Raw genomic sequence first — 14,643 nt, 5'->3', positions numbered from 1 at the left:
TTATATCATGAGGTCTATACAACTTTCATTGCTTAGTCGCACGCAACATTTCTCTTTTTCCCGGTGCCCCGGGAGCTTTCTCGATGGAAAAGCCCAAAGATTTCATACTGCGTTTGAGATTGCCCGTAATGGCATAAGTAACAAAAACGCCGCCCGGTTTAACGAACTGGGCCACATGCGCCAATGCCGCATCATTCCACATTTCGGGCTGATGTATGGCAGCAAAAGCATCAAAATACACCACGTCAAACCCTTTTTCGGATTGGAAATCCATCAATAAAGTATGAGCAATGTAGAACTGTAAACGCTCGTGAATTCGGACCGACCGCTGCAATGCGGCTTCATAGTGACTGAGATAAGCTGACCAGACTGTCTCATCGACGGTCTCATTGTATCCCGTTGCGGCAACGGTCGCTAGCGGTAACGGAAAACCTTCGATTCCGACATAGTCTACCTGAATTGACTTATCCCGGATGTAGTCTGCTGTTTGCAGAAAGTTAAGTCCGGTACCGAATCCTACTTCCAGAATGGAGACATCCGAAGCTCCTGTCTTTTGCACATAGTGATCCAAACCGGTTTTGATAAATACATGCCTACTTTCCTGGACAGCACCGTGCTTTGAATGGTAGCATTCACCGATCTCCGCATTGTACAATGTCTTGGAGCCATCTCCCGTTGTTACAAAATCCATGTTCGTCATACTCATTATTAATAAAATCAAATATCCCTTACGCCCCCTCAGCCCAACAAGCCATGAATAAGGCCCCATACGGCGGCGGTCTTCCATCAGAAGATTCGTTCAAAGATAAAAAGCTGGTTCGAATAAATCCCGATTAATCTTTATCGAAGTGTTAAATGAAAATAATAGATAAAAAGATTATTTTAGCGTCGTAAACACGAAACAATTACTGAACCTAATGGCATACTCGGCAAAAACTTTTATACAGAACTATGGCAGCATCCTATTGTTGCTCCTTGGCATCAGTATCGGAAGTTTAATCGGCATATTTTTTCCACATTTTGTGAATAACCTGAAGCCAATTGGGGATATCTTCCTAAACTTGCTCTTTGTCAGTGTCATACCGCTGGTCTTTTTTGCAATAGCCTCATCGGTCGCCAATATCGAAGGTGACAGTGTACTGGGTCGTATCATTGGCATGATGTCGCTGGTATTTGTGGTCGGGATTGTCGTTGCCGGTGTCAGCAGTGTTATTTTCCTCTATCTGTTTCCCGTCAGTTCAGACCTTCCGATTGAGCAGGCCAAAGATGTCATCGATACAGCTACACAGGATTCCTGGGGCGAGAAAATGGTCCGGTTCCTGACTGTTAGTGAATTTTCCAGTCTATTATCCCGCCAGAATATGCTTGCTTTTGTGATATTCTCATTTTTAGTGGGTATCGCTACACGCAGATCGGGTGATTCCGCTGATATGTTCCGAAAATTTATCAATTCCGGAAATGCTGTCATGGGCAATTTATTGGTCATGGTTATGAATCTGGCCCCTATTGGTCTTGGCGCTTACTTTGCCTATCAAGTCGGTACGCTTGGCCCTCAGCTCTTTGGCTTCTATGCCAAACCCATCGGTCTCTATTATATTTTTGGTTTACTCTACTTCTTCACGATATTTAGTCTTTTTGCCTTTCTTGCATTTGGTCTCAAAGGTGTCAAACGATATTGGCAAAACAATATTTTACCTTCTCTGACTGCGCTCAGCAGTTGCAGCAGCCTCGCCACCATGCCGGCCAACTTATTGGCAGCAAAACAAATTGGCATACCCGATACCGTCGCCAGTGTCGTCATCCCGCTAGGTACAACCCTGCATAAACATGGTTCAGCCATCGCCTGTATCTTTAAAATTTACATTGCACTGCTGTTGAGTGGACAAGATTTTTTTGAACCAACCAATTTGGTTATGGCTGTCGGGATTACCTTGCTGGTCAGTATCGTTGCCGGTGGTATTCCAAACGGTGGATATATCGGCGAGATGCTCATCATATCAGTTTATCAAATGCCGACAGAAGTCATCCCCTCGATTATGATTATTGCGACTTTAGTAGATCCGTTGGCGACGATGCTCAACGCGACCGGCGACAGCGTGGCTGCGATGTTGACCACCAGACTCATCGGACAGAAACTCTCTGATCCAATCACGGAAACAACAGTAAATAACGGCTAAAAGCGATAAGTAAAGAATATCTGTCCGTATTGATGCCGATGAAAGACAGACTTAAGTTCCTTGGAATTGAAAATATAATTAATGCCATAATTGACCTTGTGGTTGGACCAGCTGAAACCTATCCGGTGACTTAGCATCCAAGGTTCAATCTGATATAATGCTCCGATAGGATCATCCTTCCCCAATCCGCCCTGTATGGTGGAATTATAAAAAACGCGAGCAAAACTAGGTTGATAAACAAAATACCATTCCTTCTCGTTGTCACTGCGGGCTTGCGTCAAATGTCCATGGGTAAAGGTCGAAGCGTGGTACGATTTAAGTTTACCTGCACGTATCGGAATTCCAGCTTCGATATTGGTATTGTTCATGCCCAAAACTCCTTCTCCTATCACACCAAGATCAAAGGACTGCGTTTCATTCCGGTAAATTCCTTTCAGATATTTTGCCTGCAGATCCACACCAAAGGCATTGCGCAGTTCCGTTTCCCAACCTGTGGCCTCATACATTCCAAAAAGATGGTGGATAAACTTCTGTGCTTCCTCACCGTATGACCGGGATCCGATTTGCCCGAACTCCACTTTCAGTTCAACAACTTGCTCCGCCTTCAAAAAATGGGTCGCCGCGGCGCTCAAATACAGGTACCCCGCAAAAGGCCGGTCATATTTCTTATTTTGCCGACGGTAATCCATCATGCTAATACCATTGTAGATCCGTTGTCCAAGTTCAAAGTCCAGTACTGTATTTGAAATTTCTGAAGTGCCACTTGGCGGTAGCGCAATACGATAGTTGACATTGATGCCATTGGTATAATACCTGTCCTGGCCGATCAATAGATAGACATCATTGTCATTCTGAATAGAAAGTTCCTGATTGCGCAACCTCACCTGCCCAAAGACCAAAAAAAATGGAAATATAATTCCATATAAGAGCAGTAACGACCGCAAAGCAACACTCATATTAACAGGCAATTGTAAAATTCATGCGATATAAACTGCGACAAAATATTAAATCTCGACTTAAATTATTCAAAAGCATCCAAATATACCTCATTTTTTCAGACACAACAACCTATTTAGAACAAATATAAATAATGTCGAAAAGTTGCATTATTCCTTTCTTCGCAAATCTATTTGTAATTTTGCATTCGATTAAGTGTCAGTTATTGTCAAAATGACCGCATGTAAAGCGCTCTTTGCTATTGACACCTAATTTATTTTAAGAGAAACATAAAATCTCTGAAGGTGGTCGCAAATACATAAACAAATACTACGAACGAAACTGTCATAAGTGCTCACTTGTTCAAATCATTTCCCGAACAGTTGCTCATGATAGCTTCATCGCAAACGAGACCGCCGAAGGCAGCATGAATGCCTTAAAAGAGAAAATTGACTAAATGAATAAACAAATTAACGGATGAAAAAAAGTTCCATCATTCTAATCGCTATTATTGCAGTGGCAATTGCCATGATACTTGTTATCTATACGGATTCAAGTACCTACTCGACATTTTCCGAGGCAAAAGAAAAGAAAACAGAACTATATGTGGTCGGCCAGCTCAACAAAGATAAGGCGCTCCACTATGACCCAAAGACAGATGCCAACAAATTCAGCTTTTTCATGTACGACAATGATGGTACAGAGTGCGAGGTTGTCTTCAGAGGTGCAAAACCGCAGGACATCGAGCGTTCAGAACAGATTGTATTGACTGGCAAAATGGACGGGAATGTGTTTAGAGCGAGTAAAATATTGATGAAATGTCCTTCGAAATATAACGATAAATCGGTCGTGACGGAAATCAATGCCACAGCTTTCAATAATTAATTTGTAAAATCAATTTTTCAATGGACGTTAATTACGTTGGTGAGCACCTGCTCCCTGGGCAGATCGGACAGTTCTTTATTGTTCTTTCTTTTGGTGCTGCACTTTTATCTTGTATCGCTTACTTTTTTGCGACTAAAAACCCTGAAGAGACTTCATGGAAAAAGATCGCGCGCATCGCATTCTGGATTAATGCAGTTTCTGTGGTAGCAGTCGGCGCAACTTTATTTTACATTATTTACAACCACTTTTTTGAATATAATTACGCGTTTGCACACTCTTCGAGAGACCTACCTACCTATTATATTATTTCGAGCTTTTGGGAAGGACAGGAAGGAAGTTTCTGGCTGTGGACCTTTTGGCAAACGGTATTAGGAGCGATATTGCTATTCAAAGCCAAAAGCTGGGAAACTTCCGTCATGACTTTCGTGATGCTTTGTCAAGCTTTTTTAGCCTCGATGATCATAGGCGTTGAATTATTGGGATTACGTATTGGAAGTTCCCCATTCATCCTATTACGTGACGCAATGAATTTCCCTATCCTGAAAGAAGCAAACTATCTATCACTACTTAAAGACGGTAACGGCTTAAATCCGCTCCTACAAAATTATTGGATGGTGATTCACCCGCCGACCTTATTCCTTGGTTTTGCATCGATGATTGTTCCTTTTGCTTATGCGACAGGTGCCCTATGGACCAAGCGTTACAAAGAATGGATCAATGCGGCTTTGCCATGGGCGCTATTTGCGGTCATGATTCTTGGAGCCGGTATTATTATGGGCTCATTCTGGGCTTACGAAGCGCTTAACTTTGGCGGATTCTGGGCTTGGGATCCTGTAGAAAATGCATCCATTATTCCTTGGTTTACCTTGATCGCGGCGGTACACGTCATGATTGCCTATAAAAACTCAGGGCATTCTTATTTTACAGCAACATTTCTAGCGATGATCAGCTTTGTGCTGGTGATCTATGCATCTTACCTGACGCGTAGTGGTGTCCTTGGCGAAACCTCCGTCCACTCTTTCACCGACCTAGGTATGAGCGGACAGCTGATCTTATTCAACGTTGCATTTTTAGCGATTATGGTTGTCTTTCTTGTTGTTAAAAAGAAAGAAATGCCGATCACTGAAAAAGATGAAGATATTTATTCGAGAGAATTCTGGTTATTTATCGGTGCTTTGGTACTGACTGTTGCCTGTGCACAGATCATTGCCTCTACCTCCATTCCGGTATTTAACAAGATTTTTGGCACCAAGGTAGCGCCGCCCCTGGAACCAATCCAACATTATAATAAATGGCAATCCGGTTTCGCGGTTATCGTTATGATTATGACCGGATTTACGCAGTTTTTAAAATACAAACGCACGGATAGCCGCAAATTTTTAGCATCTACGGTAGCATCGCTGGCTGTAGCCATTATTCTGACGGCAATTATTTCCTATTTTACCAAGACATATACCAACCTGATCTATATCCTGATCACTTTTGCCAGCATCTTTTGTATCCTGGCGAATATCCGGGTGCTGGGTGATGCAGTCAAAGGTAAGTGGAAATTGGCCGGTTCTTCGGTTGCCCATATTGGTTTTGGACTGCTGTTGATCGGCGCAATGGTCGCTGCTGCAACAAATGAAGTCATATCGGTCAACAATACAGGATACATCGCCGTATCGGGATTTGACAAAGTTGAAAAGCCGGGTGAAAACCTATTCCTAACCGAAGGACAGCCCGTGCAGATGGGTGAATATAAAATCACCTATATCGGTGACAGTATTGTTGCACCAAATACCTATTACAAAATCAAGTACGAACGTATTGACGAGGAAACAGGTAAAGTGAAAGAAGAATTTATCCTACAGCCCTTTGCGCAAAACAATGCCAAGATGGGCGGTCTGATCGGTACTCCGGCAACCAAACACTATATTACACATGACGTATATACGCTGATCACTGCTGCTGCAGCTGAAAGTCAGGCGCAGCACGCCAAAGTAGCGGACGAGGAAAAAACAGGTTTTGAAGATTATGAAGAACCTGCGACATATCAAGTCAGCATCGGTGATACCTTACGTTATCGCAACGGGTATTATGTGATTGAGGGGCTGAATAAAGAAGCGCAATTAGAAAAAATCCCGAAAGGCCCCAACGATGTGATGGTAGGTTTGAAAATAAAGGTCTTTGCGGCTGACAACAAACAATATGAGGTACAACCGGTTTATTTGATCAAGGACGGAGGAGTTTATGACTTCAATAAAGATGTCACTGATCAAGGTCTTAAATTTAGGTTTACGGGAATCAAACCGGACAAGGATAAACTGGAAATCATGGTGTACCAAAAACCATTGCCTGAGAAAAAATGGGTAGTCTTTAAAGCGATCAAATTCCCCTACATCAATTTCTTTTGGTGTGGAACGATTGTCATGACCATTGGTTTTATCATGTCTATTGTCAGAAGAAATAAAGAGGAAAAACGAAAACTAGCAAAATAATGAATATTGTTATCTTAGGAAGCGGAAATGCCGCAACGCATTTTGGACAAGCATTTCAACAACTAGGACATCAGATCGTTCAAATCTATAGTAAAACAAAGGCCAATGCGGATGCATTGGCCTTTGCCCTTCAATGCCCGGGTACGGACGATCTATCCCAACTGCTGCGCAATGCCGATCTTTATCTTATCGCCGTTTCCGACGAGGCTATTCCCACACTTGTAGAAACAATGCCACAGGACATCAATGGGATTGTTGTGCACTGCTCTGGAGCTACCGATATGGCTATTTTGAACCGCTTCAGGAATTATGGTGTCATCTACCCGCCGCAATCACTCTCCAAAAACAAAACCGTTGACTTTTCGCTCATTCCATTTTGTGTCGAAGGAAGCGATACAAGCATTGCGAACAGCTTACTTCAACTGGCACGCACGTTTTCTTCCCGAAGCATCTTGTGTAATTCACAGCAACGATTGGCGATCCACCTGTCTTCAGTCATGGTCAACAACTTTTCAAATATTTTATATCAGTTCGCTTATGAGCTATTAGAAGAGCATAATCTTTCCTTTGATCTGGTCAGACCTATCATTTTGGAAACGGCAGAAAAAGTTCAAAATCACGTTCCGATAACAGTTCAGACAGGTCCGGCAATCCGGGGAGATGAAGCAACACAGCAAAAACATTTGAAATTTATTAGCAATAAACCAGATTTACAGCAAATCTATCAACTTTTGTCGCATCAGATTACTAAAAGAAAATAGTTTGTTAGAAACAGTTATAAACTTATCAAAACTTATTCTAGCATAGTAAATATAACTATTTACTTAGGGAACTTTAGTACATTTGCTCTGTCCAAAAGCGCATTTTGGAATGCTAATTGAGCAATAGTATATTCAATTGGACTAAACATTAAAATAGCGAATTAAAACTAAACAATCGTATTTTCTATGGAAGTTAGAAAACTCATTATTTCAATAATGATTGTGATTAATTTAATCATTGTATCATTTGGCTTTATATTTACATCGAGCTGGTTTTGGTTATTGATCATTCCATTCCCGCTATTGTTGATCGCCTTATACCATAGTTTCCAGACCAAACATGCAATTTTACGCAATTATCCCTTGGTTGGTTACTTTCGTTATATCTTTGAATCCATTCGTCCCGAATTAAGACAATACTTTTGGGAATCCGATATGGATGGTCGTCCGTTCAATAGGAGACAGCGTTCCATTGTCTATCAACGGGCAAAAAATCAGCGCGAGACAGTTGCATTTGGTATGCAAACAGATCCACAGGCCGTTGGTAATGAATGGGCTGCGCATTCCGTATTTCCCTGTCATATTGAAAACCATGATTTACGTACTAAAGTTGGGAATGAAGCCTGTAAAAAGCCCTATAGCTTAAGTGTATTCAATATCTCAGCAATGAGTTACGGTGCGTTGAGCAAAACTGCTATTACAGCCTTAAACAAAGGTGCTGCGCTACAGAATTTTGCGCATAATACTGGCGAAGGTGGTATCAGTGATTACCACAACAACGGCGGTGATTTGATCTGGCAGGTAGGTACCGGTTATTTCGGCTGTCGTAATTCGGAAGGTAAATTTGACCCTGAACTTTTTAGGGAGAAATCAAACCGTGAAAATGTGAAAATGATTGAACTTAAGCTTTCACAGGGTGCAAAACCCGGTCATGGCGGTATCTTACCGGCCGCAAAGAATACACCTGAAGTGGCGGCAATACGCCATGTCATTCCCGGCACGGATGTGATGTCCCCGCCCGCACACAGTGCTTTTTCTTCACCAACGGAAATGATGCATTTCATCCAACAGATGCGCGATCTTTCGGGAGGAAAACCCATTGGATTTAAAATATGTATCGGTGATAAGCACGAATTTATGGACATCTGCCATGCCATGCAAAATACGCAGATCTTCCCGGACTTTATTTCTATCGATGGATCTGAGGGTGGTACTGGGGCCGCACCACTGGAGTTTACGGACAACCTCGGCATGCCGTTATATGATGCATTGGCGTTTGTAACCAAAACCCTGATTGCATTTGGTCTGAAAAAACACATCAAGGTCATTGTATCAAGCCGTATCGTTACTGGTTTTGATATTTTAAAAGTGATTGCTCTGGGTGCCGACGCATGTTATAGTGCACGTGGAATGATGTTCGCATTAGGTTGTATTCAGGCCCTGAAATGTAACGAAGACGTTTGTCCGGTCGGTGTTGCCACGCAACAACCGCATCTGTACAAAGGACTGGATGTGAACGACAAGTATGTACGTGTTGCTCAATTCCACCGCAATACACTACGCGCCACTGTTGAGATCATGGAAGCCTGTGGGTTCAAAACCTTGGCCGACGTATCCGCTGACAAATTCTATCGCAAAGTGGATGCAATACGGACCTTAAGTTTTCAGGAGATCTATTTTGGCACCGAAGGAAAATTGGTCAATAGCCACACGGACTTTGAAAGCAAGCTCTTCGAAGATTAATCTTTGGTCTAGCAACTATATACAAGAAGCCCTCAGTCGTTATTAACACTGAGGGCTTCTTATTTTTCTTTTCCTATTCGCCTTTTGGTTCAGCTAATTTCATAATCCATGTGATTCCTAAGTATATTCCCGATAACTATTTCAAATTGAATAATACGCGATGCAAAGCGGTATGCGAAAGTGCTATTTGATCATCGGTCAACCCTCCCAAAGCCTGTTCGATCGTATTATTGGCCTGTTTCATACCTTCATCCTTCATTTTGCGGCCAGTTTTGGTCAAATAGATCAAATTCGAACGTCTATCGTTTTTATCATTAACACGGATAACCAGATTAAGCCGCTCCAGATTGTTGATCAGGCGCGTTACACTTGGCTTGTCCCTGAATGTGCGGATCGCCAGCTCCTGTTGGGTCAGTCCCTCTTCTACCCACAGATTGTACATAATACTCCATTGCTCTGAAGTAATACTTAAGCCTGCCTCCTTGAGATTACGCTGCAATCTCCGCATAACGGCAATTGAATATTTCCCCGTCAGGAAATTATAAAAATACTCTTGCGATACTAAATCTTGGTCTAACATATAAATTATGGTTATGGTTGTTTACGCAACTTATGTTGCTAATCATATTATGCTCAAATCAAGATAAAAAAAACTAAACTTATTTTGGCTAATACTTAGCCTAAATTACGCTTTTCTACAGTTGTGTCAAACAAATTTTATCAACATGCAATAAATAGATGTTAATAAATCATCATAAACGATTTATAGTAGACTGAATTTAGGAATAAAAAGGGATACAAACAAAATAAAATTGCTTGTCTTTATACCTAATTTTAGGAGCACTTCTCCCGCAGCAAGAAAGTGTTATCCGATTGTAAACGAATCAGAGTCCTTTAGAAACGGGAATTTTTCACGAGCCTCTAGCAGGTCGTTCGGGTTTAAAGTAAAGGTGTATAAGTCTTCATCTTCGGGCTTATAGTAGACAACATCACCTAACGGTGATATGCACATTGATCCACCCGAGTAATAAATATCATTACCATCGTGCCCCACCCGGTTCACACCGACAACATAAGCTTGGTTTTCAATAGCACGTGCAGGGATAAGTGCTCTCCAATGTGCCGAACGCTTATCAGGCCAGTTAGCTGTATAAACAAGAATATCGTATGCAGCATTTTGATTCTTGGACCAAACCGGGAACCGGAGATCATAACAGATCATAGGACATATTTTCCAACCTTTGATATCGACTAAAATCCGTTCGTTGCCGGGTTCAAAATACTCGCTTTCTTTTGACATGCCAAAAAGATGACGTTTATCGTATTTCACATATTTGCCATCAGGGAACATCCATAGAAAGCGGTTGTAGTATTTTCCACCCTCTTCAATGATCAATGAGCCGGCGACAACACAATTCAATGAACTTGCCATTTCAAACAGCCATCTCGTGGTAGGACCATTGGCTGGTTCGGCACATTTTTCGACGTTGTTCGTGAACCCCGTATTAAACATCTCCGGTAAAATAATCAAATCTGTTTTTTCGCGTAACGCAGATAGCCTCAATGCCAGATTATTCAGATTTTTTTCAATATTTTCCCAGAATAAATATGCTTGAAATACGGTAATTTTTAAAGGATCCATGAACGTTATCTAAAATTTATTTAATTATTTAGTACAAAATAGCCATTTATTGACAAAATACGAATTTTAATGGAATTTTCTATCTATTGCTGTCTAACCAAAAGGTTATTTGCTAACAGTAATAACGCTTCCTTACGTTCGTTTGGTACATCCAATGCGCTCATTTTTTCAAATGCACGCTGGGTATAGACATCCTTTAGTTCATCTGCCGATTTTCGGACCTGATACTTATCGTATAATTTGAGCATATCTTCGACTTTGGTCGGCACCGCCTCGACAGTTGCATGTAATAAATGCTGCATCATGGGCACATCCTCCGGAGCAATAACCTCCATCAATTTAACCAGTAAAAAGGTTTTTTTATTGATTATAATATCACCGCCAACGATTTTACCGAAAGTATCGGGATCACCGTAGGCATCCAATATATCGTCCTGCAGCTGGAAAGCCAAACCAACATTTTCCCCAAAATCATAGATCAGTTGCTGCTGCTGTTCGTTCGCTCCTGAAAGAATAGCGCCCAATTGCAATGCCCCTCCTAAGAGGACAGATGTTTTCAAACGGATCATCTCCAAATAGTCGTCCATAAGCAATGATCCGCGGCTTTCATAATCCATATCGAGCTGTTGGCCTTCACAGACCTCCATGGCCACCTTACTCAAAATTCGCAAAGTTGCCGGCAAATAGACCGGATTGCATTTGGAGATTTCTTCGTAAGCCTTGACCAATAGTCCATCTCCGGACAGAATGGCAATATTTGCATCCCATTTTTCATGAACGGTGGTTTTTCCCCGTCGCAAGGGCGCCTGATCCATCAGATCGTCATGTATCAGGGAAAAGTTATGAAAAAATTCCACAGCCTTTGCCGCCGGAATAATTTGTTCCATTTCTTGCATGCCAAATAACTCGGCCGCCATCAATGTAAGCACTGGTCTAACCCTCTTGCCGCCCAAAGTCAATATATACCGTATCGGATCATATAAATTTGTTGGAGTTTCAGGAAATTGACTTGTCTCTATCGCCTCTATCACGAGCTTTTGTAAGTGTTGCATATATCTTTACGATCGAATCATGCGAATATAGCAATAACATATAGAAATGGCAATTTTGTACCACCAAAGCAAGTCAGCTCAAAATTGTACATTTGTATAAGTCTTTTGTTATGCGCATACTGATTATCCATACATTTTATCAAGCACCTGGCGGTGAAGATACTGTTTTTCAACAGGAATCATCGCTCCTATCCCGGGAGCACGAGGTACATACCCTGACCTTTCAAAATAAAAAAGGTTGGCGCGGGGCCCTTCAGACTATAGGATCTTTTTGGAATATCTTTGCAGCACAGCGTGTGAAGAAATCAATTCACGCGTTTCAACCAGATATTATCCATCTCCATAACACGCATTATGCCTCTGGCCCGCTCCTGATACGTACGATCGCCAAACTGGGTATACCACAGGTAATGACACTGCACAATTTTAGGCTGCTCTGCCCCTCGGCAACGCTATACCATCATAATCATTTATTTCTGGATTCTTTGCATGAAGAATTTCCTTGGACAGCAGTTCGACAAAAGGCATTTAATAATTCTACAGTCAAAACATTCCTGCTTGCACTGAATTACTGGCTTCACCGTCGAATAGGTACTTGGAAAAAGGTGAATCGTTATATTAATTTAAGCAGCTTTGCCAAGTCTATATTTGCGGAGTCGACATTAAGCATATCTACCGAAAAGTTTGCGGTAAAACCCAATTTTGTTTTTCCCGCCACCATAGGCTCAGAAATCTCCCAGTCTTATTTTATTTATGTGGGGCGGCTTTCCGACGAAAAAGGAATATTGCAACTGATTGAGTCCGTCAAAGGAACTAGGTTGGAACTCCGTATCATCGGTGGCGGACCACTGGAAGAGGAGGTCGTGAAAAGCATAAGCGGGCATTCCAATATCAGCTATCTCGGTTTTAAATCCCGGGCGGAAATTTTACCCCTCGTTGCCGCAGCACAGGCGCTGATCGTTCCTTCCATCTGTTTCGAAGGAATGCCAATCACGATCCTTGAAGCTTACTCCGTCGGAACGGCCGTACTCTGTTCAAAATTAGGACCTTTACCTGAATTGATCATCCCGCAGAGAACCGGACAGACATTTGATCCGCATAATAATAAAGAAATTACTGCATGTCTGACGCAGTGGAATGCCAAGCCGGCGGATGAAAAAGATGAGATAAGAAAGACCTGTCTTGCCTATTATTTTAGTAAATTTACTCCCGAAATAAACGAAAGCGAATTATTAGCGATCTATAAAGACGCTATTGAAGATAAAAAATTGAGCAAATGAGCATTATTGTAATGGATAAGCTGGGTTTGGCATCTCAGATCCAAGCTACACTGGAAACAATTTATGATCCCGAATTAAAACCGGCAAATATCGTCGATCTGGGTCTCGTCTACGAAATTATTACTAAAGAGGATGGCATTGCAAAAATTGTCATGACACTCACTGCTCCCGGCTGTCCGGTGGCAGGTGAAATCATGAATGAAGTGCAGGAGAAAGTTGCCGGAATAGCGGGGATCAAAGAAGCCTTGGTGGAATTGACTTTTGATCCGCCCTGGACCAAAGATATGATGTCTGAAGAAGCAAAGCTTGAACTTGGGTTCCTGTAGAAATCGTTTGAGAAATATTTAATGCCTCCTAATAGTCTTTCGGAGGCATTTTTATTGTGATGTTATTTTAAATATATCGTAACTGCTAATGGTCAGTGCAAAAAAGTAACATTAGCATTAACCGGTACTATTATTTTCCAGGTCGCTCAGTTTCTTGAGCGGTTTGGCTGTATTGGCATCACTTCCAAAGAGCAATTTCCACAGCTTGCGGGATTCCTTGGTCAAGAGCGGCGATACAATGGAGAGGATCAATACATACACCACGACGAATGACTGAATTACAGGAAGCAAAGCACCTGCTTTACCGATATTGGCCATGATAATCGAAAACTCTCCCCGTGCCGACAGCGTAAAACCAATATCAAAAGAAGTTTTCGGTTTCATTCCCGAGAATTTGGCTGCAAAATAACCTGAAGCAAGATTACCCATGACGGTCACCACAGCGGCTATAGAAGCCCATAACACGGCTCCCCCCAGCGACATCATATCTATGGATAGTCCGAAGCTAAAGAAAAACATTGCCCCAAAAAAGTCCTTATAAGGCAGTACCATCGCTTCAATTTTCTTAATATACTGCGAATCTGCCAGCACCAATCCTGCCATCAAAGCACCGATCGCCTCAGCAACATGAATGGTCTCCGAAAATCCTGCAACGATAAATAGCAGTGCAAAGATGACCAATATAAATAGTTCGGAAGTTTTGTCTTTTAATAAACGGTCTATGGCCGGCACCAATTTACGGCCCAAAACCAAAAAGGCTAAGATAAAGCCCAATGCCAGCAAGGAGGTCCCTGCTACGGTCCAAAACGAACTGCTACCTGTTAATATCAGTCCCGAAAGAAAGGAAATGTGCATGGCAATAAACAGGTCGTCAAACATGATCATTCCCATAATAACCTCTGTCTCTGGATTTGCCGTTCGTTTAAGGTCAGTGAGCACCTTAGCAACGATCGCAGTCGAAGAGCTGGTCATGATACCACAAAGCACCATCATCTCCTTAAAAGGCATATCCATCAGCCATCCGATCAATAGTCCCGAGGTAAAATTGAGCAGTACATAGATTGTTCCTCCTGTTACGATAGCCTTACCGGATTTAATCAGTCGATTAACTGAAAACTCTAGTCCCAGATAGAATAAGAGGAACAACACCCCTAGCCGGCCCATAAAATCTATAAAGGGTTTGCTTTCGGTAAATGTGAGGTCTACCAACCCTATCTGCGGTGCATGTTGTCCCAAAACCATCCCTATAATAATGAAAAAAGGAATAACGGAAAACTTAAGCTTGTTGGCAATCAATCCAACAATGGCTACAAGTCCGACAGCGATTCCAATTTCCAATATTAGGGTATGTGATAGCATAG

13 protein-coding genes are annotated in these 14,643 nt (G+C 42.0%); 7 read left to right on the top strand and 6 right to left on the bottom strand.

The genetic code is table 11. The annotated features are described in order from the left end of the window. Positions 1–25: 25 nt before the first annotated feature. Positions 26–691 (bottom strand): tRNA (5-methylaminomethyl-2-thiouridine)(34)-methyltransferase MnmC2, encoded by a 666-nt coding sequence (mnmC2, locus tag DCO56_RS17535; RefSeq protein ID WP_108635140.1) that lies wholly within the window; start codon positions 689–691, stop codon positions 26–28. 226 nt (positions 692–917) lie between these two features. On the opposite strand from mnmC2, the gene DCO56_RS17530 reads away from it, so the two are divergent. Continuing rightward, positions 918–2,177 (top strand): dicarboxylate/amino acid:cation symporter, encoded by a 1,260-nt coding sequence (locus DCO56_RS17530; RefSeq protein ID WP_108635024.1) that lies wholly within the window; start codon positions 918–920, stop codon positions 2,175–2,177. Here DCO56_RS17530 and DCO56_RS17525 read toward each other — a convergent pair. After that, positions 2,174–3,133 carry a lipid A deacylase LpxR family protein gene (locus DCO56_RS17525; RefSeq protein ID WP_108635023.1) on the bottom strand — a complete coding sequence of 320 codons (960 nt, stop codon included), beginning with the start codon at positions 3,131–3,133 and terminating at the stop codon, positions 2,174–2,176. The genes DCO56_RS17530 and DCO56_RS17525 overlap by 4 nt on opposite strands. Before the next feature lie 457 nt (positions 3,134–3,590). Here DCO56_RS17525 and DCO56_RS17520 point away from each other — a divergent pair, with 457 nt between their 5' ends. From DCO56_RS17520 to DCO56_RS17505, 4 genes are all read left to right on the top strand, one after another. Beyond that, the gene (locus tag DCO56_RS17520; RefSeq protein ID WP_104383916.1) at positions 3,591–3,998 is read left to right on the top strand and encodes a cytochrome c maturation protein CcmE domain-containing protein; all 408 of its coding nucleotides are present in this window, start codon (positions 3,591–3,593) and stop codon (positions 3,996–3,998) included. Positions 3,999–4,018: 20 nt separating this feature from the next. Continuing rightward, complete coding sequence (locus DCO56_RS17515) at positions 4,019–6,478, top strand: heme lyase CcmF/NrfE family subunit (protein WP_108635022.1); 2,460 nt, start codon at positions 4,019–4,021, stop codon at positions 6,476–6,478. Further along, positions 6,478–7,239, top strand: coding sequence for a Rossmann-like and DUF2520 domain-containing protein (locus DCO56_RS17510; RefSeq protein WP_108635021.1), 762 nt, complete (start codon positions 6,478–6,480; stop codon positions 7,237–7,239). Before DCO56_RS17515 ends, DCO56_RS17510 begins: the two co-directional genes overlap by 1 nt. 186 nt (positions 7,240–7,425) lie before the next feature. Next, positions 7,426–8,982 (top strand): FMN-binding glutamate synthase family protein, encoded by a 1,557-nt coding sequence (locus DCO56_RS17505; RefSeq protein ID WP_108635020.1) that lies wholly within the window; start codon positions 7,426–7,428, stop codon positions 8,980–8,982. Between the two features lie 136 nt (positions 8,983–9,118). Here DCO56_RS17505 and DCO56_RS17500 read toward each other — a convergent pair whose 3' ends face one another. From DCO56_RS17500 to DCO56_RS17490, 3 genes are all read right to left on the bottom strand, one after another. Further along, positions 9,119–9,562 carry a MarR family winged helix-turn-helix transcriptional regulator gene (locus DCO56_RS17500; RefSeq protein ID WP_108635019.1) on the bottom strand — a complete coding sequence of 148 codons (444 nt, stop codon included), beginning with the start codon at positions 9,560–9,562 and terminating at the stop codon, positions 9,119–9,121. A 285-nt stretch (positions 9,563–9,847) separates the two neighbouring features. Then, positions 9,848–10,624, bottom strand: coding sequence for an amidohydrolase (locus DCO56_RS17495; RefSeq protein ID WP_108635018.1), 777 nt, complete (start codon positions 10,622–10,624; stop codon positions 9,848–9,850). An 83-nt stretch (positions 10,625–10,707) separates the two neighbouring features. Next, positions 10,708–11,676 (bottom strand): polyprenyl synthetase family protein, encoded by a 969-nt coding sequence (locus DCO56_RS17490; RefSeq protein WP_108635017.1) that lies wholly within the window; start codon positions 11,674–11,676, stop codon positions 10,708–10,710. A gap of 110 nt (positions 11,677–11,786) precedes the next feature. On the opposite strand from DCO56_RS17490, the gene DCO56_RS17485 reads away from it, so the two are divergent. Together DCO56_RS17485 and DCO56_RS17480 are read left to right on the top strand one after the other, a co-directional pair. Beyond that, a complete protein-coding gene (locus DCO56_RS17485) occupies positions 11,787–12,956 on the top strand; it encodes a glycosyltransferase family 4 protein (RefSeq protein WP_108635016.1) in 1,170 nt (389 codons plus the stop codon). Next, the gene (locus DCO56_RS17480) at positions 12,953–13,282 is read left to right on the top strand and encodes an iron-sulfur cluster assembly protein (protein WP_108635015.1); all 330 of its coding nucleotides are present in this window, start codon (positions 12,953–12,955) and stop codon (positions 13,280–13,282) included. The genes DCO56_RS17485 and DCO56_RS17480 overlap by 4 nt, the downstream gene beginning before the upstream one ends. Before the next feature lie 117 nt (positions 13,283–13,399). Here DCO56_RS17480 and DCO56_RS17475 read toward each other — a convergent pair whose 3' ends face one another. Beyond that, the gene (locus DCO56_RS17475) at positions 13,400–14,641 is read right to left on the bottom strand and encodes a cation:proton antiporter (protein ID WP_108635014.1); all 1,242 of its coding nucleotides are present in this window, start codon (positions 14,639–14,641) and stop codon (positions 13,400–13,402) included. Positions 14,642–14,643 lie beyond the last annotated feature (2 nt).

Source organism: Sphingobacterium athyrii, assembly GCF_003071065.1.
GTDB classification, from domain to species: domain Bacteria; phylum Bacteroidota; class Bacteroidia; order Sphingobacteriales; family Sphingobacteriaceae; genus Sphingobacterium; species Sphingobacterium athyrii.
Note: the sequence above shows the minus strand (reverse complement) of the source record. Positions and strands in the feature narration are given on the sequence as shown.

Coding starts and splice junctions, on each gene's coding strand:
- mnmC2 (WP_108635140.1), bottom strand. CDS start 691: ATGGATTTTGTAACAACGGGAGATGGCTCCAAGACATTGTACAATGCG.
- DCO56_RS17505 (WP_108635020.1), top strand. CDS start 7,426: ATGGAAGTTAGAAAACTCATTATTTCAATAATGATTGTGATTAATTTA.
- DCO56_RS17490 (WP_108635017.1), bottom strand. CDS start 11,676: ATGCAACACTTACAAAAGCTCGTGATAGAGGCGATAGAGACAAGTCAA.
- DCO56_RS17520 (WP_104383916.1), top strand. CDS start 3,591: ATGAAAAAAAGTTCCATCATTCTAATCGCTATTATTGCAGTGGCAATT.
- DCO56_RS17480 (WP_108635015.1), top strand. CDS start 12,953: ATGAGCATTATTGTAATGGATAAGCTGGGTTTGGCATCTCAGATCCAA.
- DCO56_RS17515 (WP_108635022.1), top strand. CDS start 4,019: ATGGACGTTAATTACGTTGGTGAGCACCTGCTCCCTGGGCAGATCGGA.
- DCO56_RS17530 (WP_108635024.1), top strand. CDS start 918: ATGGCATACTCGGCAAAAACTTTTATACAGAACTATGGCAGCATCCTA.
- DCO56_RS17525 (WP_108635023.1), bottom strand. CDS start 3,133: ATGAGTGTTGCTTTGCGGTCGTTACTGCTCTTATATGGAATTATATTT.
- DCO56_RS17500 (WP_108635019.1), bottom strand. CDS start 9,562: ATGTTAGACCAAGATTTAGTATCGCAAGAGTATTTTTATAATTTCCTG.
- DCO56_RS17485 (WP_108635016.1), top strand. CDS start 11,787: ATGCGCATACTGATTATCCATACATTTTATCAAGCACCTGGCGGTGAA.
- DCO56_RS17495 (WP_108635018.1), bottom strand. CDS start 10,624: ATGGATCCTTTAAAAATTACCGTATTTCAAGCATATTTATTCTGGGAA.
- DCO56_RS17475 (WP_108635014.1), bottom strand. CDS start 14,641: ATGCTATCACATACCCTAATATTGGAAATTGGAATCGCTGTCGGACTT.
- DCO56_RS17510 (WP_108635021.1), top strand. CDS start 6,478: ATGAATATTGTTATCTTAGGAAGCGGAAATGCCGCAACGCATTTTGGA.